The organism is Kitasatospora sp. NPDC049285, from assembly GCF_040678815.1.
In the GTDB taxonomy this organism is placed as follows: Bacteria; Actinomycetota; Actinomycetes; order Streptomycetales; family Streptomycetaceae; genus Kitasatospora.
In genome coordinates, this window is sequence record NZ_JBFAQR010000121.1 from 1 (window position 1) to 5,860 (window position 5,860).

The window sequence follows — 5,860 nt, forward strand, 5'->3', positions numbered from 1 at the left end:
GGCCTGAACCCCGAGTACATCAACCGGTACCCGCACCAGTTCTCCGGCGGCCAGCGCCAGCGCATCGGCATCGCCCGCGGCCTCGCGCTCAAGCCGGAGATCATCATCTGCGACGAGCCGGTCTCCGCCCTGGACGTCTCGGTGCAGGCCCAGGTGATCAACCTGCTGGAGCAGCTGCAGCAGGAGTTCGAGCTCTCCTACATGTTTATCGCCCACGACCTGTCGATCGTGCGTCACATCTCCGACCGGGTCGGCGTGATGTACCTCGGCAAGATGGTCGAGATCGGCACGGACGAGGAGATCTACGAGCACGCCACGCACCCCTACACCCAGGCGCTGCTGAGCGCGGTGCCGGTGCCGGACCCGACGGACCGCGAGAACCGCGAGCGGATCATCCTCACCGGTGACATCCCCTCGCCGGCCAACCCGCCGTCCGGCTGCCGCTTCCGCACCCGTTGCTGGAAGGCCGAGGAGCGCTGCTCGACCGAGCTGCCGCTGCTGGCCGTCCCCGAGCTGCTGGCCGGCGCGGCCAAGCACGAGTCCGCGTGCCACTTCGCGGCCGAGCGTGAGGTCGCTGCCGCGTAGGCGCTGACGCACCGCCAGAGATCCGCCCTGGGAGGGGAGTTCCCTCCCGGGGCGGATCTTTGCTTTCCGGCCTTCGCTCATCCGGCGGTACTGCGGTCGCGTCGCCGCAAAGCGGCCCTTCTCATGAGGTGAGATGCGTCATACACCCTGAGGAGGAAGCTCCATGCCTGCAGGCACCCGCGTGCGCTGGGCCATTGTCAGTGCGACGTCCGTGGCCCTGGTGGCCACGGGTTGCAGCAGCAGTGGTTCCGGTGGCGGATCGTCAGACGCCAGCAAGACCTTCAGCTACCAGAGCAGCGAGCCGCAGAACCCGCTGCAGCCGGCCAACGCCAACGAGACCGGCGGTGGGCGCATCGTGCAGAACCTGTTCAAGGGCCTGGCCGACTACGACCCCAGCAACGGCAAGCTCCGGATGCAGGTCGCGCAGTCGATCGACACCAGCGACTCGCAGACCTTCAACGTGACGCTGAAGACCGGCTGGACCTTCCACGACGGCACCCCGGTGACCTCGAAGAGCTTCGTGGACGCCTGGAACTGGGCGGCGAGCACCAAGAACAACCAGATCAACAGCTCCTGGTTCGGCGACATCCAGGGCTACGCGGACGTCCACCCCGCGAGCGGCGCCCCGGCCAAGGACACCATGTCCGGCCTGACCGTGCAGGACGACACCCACTTCACCATCAAGCTGACCAACAAGGTCTCGTACTTCCCGTACAAGCTGGGGTACGTGGCCTTCTCGCCGCTGCCGGAGGGCTTCTACCAGGACCCGGCGGGCTACGGGCAGAAGCCGATCGGCAACGGGCCGTACCAGTTCGTCAGCTGGGACCACAACTCGCAGGTGGTCACCAAGACCTACGCCAACTACCAGGGCGTGGACAAGCCGAAGAACGGCGGTGTGATCTTCAAGATGTACACCACCGCCGAGGCGGCCTACGCGGACCTGCAGTCGAACAACCTGGACGTGATCGACCAGGTGCCGCCGTCGGCGCTGGCGAACTACAAGAACGACCTCGGCGACCGGGCGATCGACTCCCCGCAGGGCGCGATCCAGAACATCGGCTTCACGCTCTACCAGCCGGACTGGTCGGGGGCGAACCTGAACAAGGTCCGGCAGGGCCTGTCGATGGCGATCGACCGCAACACCATCACCAAGACCGTGCTGCAGGGCTCCCGCGCGCCCGCCAGCGCCTGGGTGGCGGAGGGCGTCGAGGGCTACAAGGCGGGCACCTGCGGCGACTTCTGCAACTACAACCCGGACATGGCGAAGCAGCTGATCCAGCAGGGCGGCGGCGTCCCCGGCAACTCGGTGAAGATCACCTACAACGCGGACGGCGGCCACAAGGAGTGGGTCGACGCGGTCTGCAACTCGATCCGGCAGGCCACCGGCGTGAACTGCGTCGGCGACCCGAAGACCGACTTCAAGACCGCCCGCGCGGCGATCACCGGCCACCAGATCGACGGCATGTTCCGCACCGGCTGGGTGCAGGACTACCCGCTGAACGCCAACTTCCTGGCGGACGTCTACCGGACCGGCGCGGCCTCCAACGACACCGGCTACTCCAGCCCGGAGTTCGACAAGCTGGCCACCCAGGCCGACCAGGCCCCCTCGATCCAGGACACCGCCACCGGGTACCAGCAGGCCGAGGCCCAGCTGGCGATCGACTTCCCGGCGGTGCCGCTCTGGTACTACCGCACCAACTCGGGCTTCTCCACCAAGGTGCAGAACGTCATGTTCGACTCCTTCGGCAACCCGGCCTGGACGCAGGTCGAGGTCAAGGGCTGACCCCACCCGACGCCGGCCCCGTCCTCCCCGCACGGAGGGCGGGGCTCCGGCACTACGTCACCCCTTCGAAGGGAGGGCTCGCATGGGCCACTACGTGCTACGCCGCGTGCTCCAGATGATCCCGGTGTTCTTCGGTGCCACGCTGCTGATCTTCCTGATGGTGTACACCCTGCCGGGCGACCCGATCGCGGCGATGTTCGGCGACAAGGCGGCCGACCCGGCGACCGTGGCCAACCTGCGGCACAAGTACTACCTCGACCAGCCGCTGTGGAAGCAGTACCTGCACTACATGAACAACATCTTCCACCTGGACTTCGGCACCAGCTTCACCGGCCGCCCGGTCTCCGAGATCATGGCGGACGCCTTCCCGGTGACCATCCGGCTCGCGCTGGTCGCGTTCTTCTTCGAGATCGTGGTCGGCCTGCCGCTCGGCCTGATCGCCGGCCTCAAGCGCGCCAGCTTCGCCGACACCGGGGTGCTGGTGCTGACCCTGCTGGTCATCTCGATCCCGGTCTTCGTGCTCGGCTACATCGCGCAGACGGTGTTCGCCACCAATCTCGGCTGGGTGACCCCGACGGTGCAGGACTCCACCGCCATCACCCAACTGATCCTGCCGGGCCTGGTGCTGGCCTCGCTCTCACTGGCGTACGTGGCCCGGCTCACCCGCACCTCGATCGGCGAGAACCTGCGGGCCGACTACATGCGCACCGCCGTCGCCAAGGGCCTGCCCCGGCGGACCATCATCAGCCGCCACCTGCTGCGCAACTCGCTGATCCCGGTGGTGACCTTCCTCGGTACCGACCTGGGCGCGCTGATGGGCGGCGCGATCGTCACCGAGGGCATCTTCAACATCGCCGGCGTCGGCAACGTCCTCTACAAGGCGATCAACCAGAAGGAGGGCCCGACGGTGGTCGGCATCGTCACCGTGCTGGTGATCGTCTACCTGGTCGCCAGCCTGGTCGTCGACCTGCTCTACGCCGTCCTGGACCCGAGGATCCGCTATGCCTGACCGGAACGGGGACATCCCCGACGACCACGATCCGCTGCGGAACATCGCGCCGACCGACAGCGACCACCTGGACTACGTCGGCCAGCAGGGACTGGCGGTCGAGCAGGAGACCTTAAGCGAACCGAACCCGGTCAAGCGGGAGGAGGCCCGCAGCCTCTGGGGCGACGCCTGGCGGGACCTGCGGCGGCGGCCGATCTTCCTGATCTCCGCGGTGCTGCTCTTCATCCTGATCCTGGTGGCGATCTTCCCTCAGCTGTTCACCGACACCGACCCGCGGGCCGCCAACCTGACCCAGAACTACCTGCGGCGGCCGGACTGGACCGACTTCTTCGGCGGCGCCTGGTTCGGCTACGACGGGCAGGGCCGGTCGATCTACGCCCGGGTGGTGTACGGCGCGCGGGCCTCGATCACGGTCGGCATCTGCGTCACCCTGCTGGTCACCGTGCTCGGCGGCCTGGCCGGCATGGTGGCGGGATTCTTCGGCGGCTGGATGGACGCGGTGATCTCCCGGATCGTCGACATCTTCTTCGGCATCCCGCTGCTGCTCGGCGCCCTGGTGCTGCTGAACGCCTTCACCACCCGCAACGTCTGGACCGTGGTGGTCGCACTGGCCTTCCTCGGCTGGACCCAGCTGGCCCGCGTGATGCGCGGCTCGGTGATCACCGTCAAGCAGTCCGACTACGTGGTGGCCGGGCGGGCGCTGGGCGCCGGGACCGGGCGGCTGATGTTCCGTCACATCCTGCCGAACGCCCTCGCACCGGTGATCGTGGTGGCCACCATCGCGCTCGGCGGCTACATCACGGCGGAGGCCACGCTGAGCTTCCTCGGCATCGGCCTGCAGGACCCGACCATCTCCTGGGGCGTGGACATCTCCTCGGCCCAGAAGGTGATCCGGCAGGCGCCGTACGTCATGTTCTTCCCGGCCGCGGCGCTGTCCATCACGGTGCTGGCCTTCATCATGATGGGCGACGCGGTGCGCGACGCCCTCGATCCGAAGCTGCGCTGAGCGAGGGGAGAGACACATGAGCACCGCCGCCGACCAGGCCCGCCAGGCCCGCGAGGAGCCCTACACCGGGCCGCTGCTGGACGTGAAGGACCTGCACGTCGAGTTCAAGACCCGGGACGGCGTGGCCCGGGCCGTCAACGGCGTCAACTACAGCGTCAGCGCGGGCGAGACGCTGGCCGTGCTGGGCGAGTCCGGCTCGGGCAAGTCGGTGACCGCGCAGGCCATCATGGGCATCCTGGACATGCCGCCGGCCAGCATCCCCAAGGGGGAGATCCTGTTCCGCGGCCAGGACATGCTGAAGATGGGCAGGGAGGAGCGCCGGAGGATCCGCGGCCAGAAGATCGCGATGATCTTCCAGGACGCGCTCTCCTCGCTCAACCCGGTGCTCCCCGTCGGCTTCCAGCTCGGCGAGATGTACCGGGCGCACCGCGACACCAACCGCAAGGACGCCAAGGCCAAGGCGATCGAGCTGATGGACCGGGTGCGCATCCCGGCCGCCGCGCAGCGCGTCAACGACTACCCGCACCAGTTCTCCGGCGGTATGCGCCAGCGCATCATGATCGCCATGGCGCTGGCGCTGGAACCGGACCTGATCATCGCGGACGAGCCCACCACCGCCCTGGACGTCACCGTCCAGGCCCAGGTGATGGACCTGCTCGCCGAGCTGCAGGGCGAGTACCACATGGGCCTGATCCTGATCACCCACGACCTCGGCGTGGTCGCCGACGTCGCGGACAAGATCGCGGTGATGTACGCCGGCCGGATCGTGGAGACCGCGCCGGTGCACGAGCTGTACGCCCGGCCCGCCCACCCGTACACCCGGGGCCTGCTGGACTCCATCCCGCGGCTCGACCAGAAGGGCCAGGAGCTCTTCGCGATCAAGGGCCTGCCGCCCAACCTGCTGCGGATCCCGCCCGGCTGCGCGTTCAACCCGCGCTGCCCGCGGGCGCAGGAGATCTGCCGGCACGAGGTGCCGCCGCTGGCGCCGGTGACCGAGGACGACGGGACGCCGCTGGCCGGCCGGGGCAGTGCGTGCTTCTTCTGGAAGGAGACCCTCCATGACGGCTAACGGTGCCAGCCCGCTCGGGGCGCCCACCCCCGAGGAGGTGGCGTTCGCCCAGGACGTCCCGCGCGGCGAGCCGATCCTGGAGGTCCGCGACCTGCTCAAGCACTTCCCGCTCACCCGGGGCGTGCTGTTCAAGAAGCAGGTGGGCGCGGTCAAGGCGGTCGACGGGGTCTCCTTCGACCTGATGCAGGGCGAGACCCTCGGCATCGTCGGCGAGTCCGGCTGCGGAAAGTCGACGCTGGCCAAGGTGCTGATGAACCTGGAGCCCGCCACCGCCGGGTCGGTGAAGTACAAGGGCGAGGAGATCTCGCACCTGTCCGGCGCCGCGCTGAAGGCGGTGCGCCGCAACATCCAGATGGTGTTCCAGGACCCGTACACCTCGCTGAACCCGCGGATGACGGTCGGCGACAT

Annotated in this window: 6 protein-coding genes; all 6 read left to right on the forward strand. The window is 68.4% G+C overall.

What is annotated here, in order from left to right:
• Positions 1 to 585, forward strand: a 585-nt coding sequence (locus tag AB0K51_RS34435) for an ABC transporter ATP-binding protein (protein WP_363462175.1), incomplete at its 5' end; no start/stop codon positions are given.
• 163 nt (positions 586 to 748) lie between these two features.
• A complete protein-coding gene (locus AB0K51_RS34440) occupies positions 749 to 2,368 on the forward strand; it encodes an ABC transporter substrate-binding protein (RefSeq protein WP_363462177.1) in 1,620 nt (539 codons plus the stop codon).
• Between the two features lie 82 nt (positions 2,369 to 2,450).
• The gene (locus tag AB0K51_RS34445; RefSeq protein ID WP_363462179.1) at positions 2,451 to 3,377 is read left to right on the forward strand and encodes an ABC transporter permease; all 927 of its coding nucleotides are present in this window, start codon (positions 2,451 to 2,453) and stop codon (positions 3,375 to 3,377) included.
• Positions 3,370 to 4,383 carry an ABC transporter permease gene (locus AB0K51_RS34450; protein ID WP_363462181.1) on the forward strand — a complete coding sequence of 338 codons (1,014 nt, stop codon included), beginning with the start codon at positions 3,370 to 3,372 and terminating at the stop codon, positions 4,381 to 4,383. Before AB0K51_RS34445 ends, AB0K51_RS34450 begins: the two co-directional genes overlap by 8 nt.
• A 16-nt stretch (positions 4,384 to 4,399) precedes the next feature.
• A complete protein-coding gene (locus AB0K51_RS34455; RefSeq protein WP_363462183.1) occupies positions 4,400 to 5,452 on the forward strand; it encodes an ABC transporter ATP-binding protein in 1,053 nt (350 codons plus the stop codon).
• A partial coding sequence (locus tag AB0K51_RS34460; protein ID WP_363462185.1) for an ATP-binding cassette domain-containing protein occupies positions 5,442 to 5,860 on the forward strand: 419 nt, incomplete at its 3' end. The genes AB0K51_RS34455 and AB0K51_RS34460, both read left to right, overlap by 11 nt.

Excerpts from the sequence above, each read along its gene's own strand:
- AB0K51_RS34440 (WP_363462177.1), top strand. The coding sequence starts at position 749 with ATGCCTGCAGGCACCCGCGTGCGCTGGGCCATTGTCAGTGCGACGTCC.
- AB0K51_RS34445 (WP_363462179.1), top strand. The coding sequence starts at position 2,451 with ATGGGCCACTACGTGCTACGCCGCGTGCTCCAGATGATCCCGGTGTTC.
- AB0K51_RS34450 (WP_363462181.1), top strand. The coding sequence starts at position 3,370 with ATGCCTGACCGGAACGGGGACATCCCCGACGACCACGATCCGCTGCGG.
- AB0K51_RS34455 (WP_363462183.1), top strand. The coding sequence starts at position 4,400 with ATGAGCACCGCCGCCGACCAGGCCCGCCAGGCCCGCGAGGAGCCCTAC.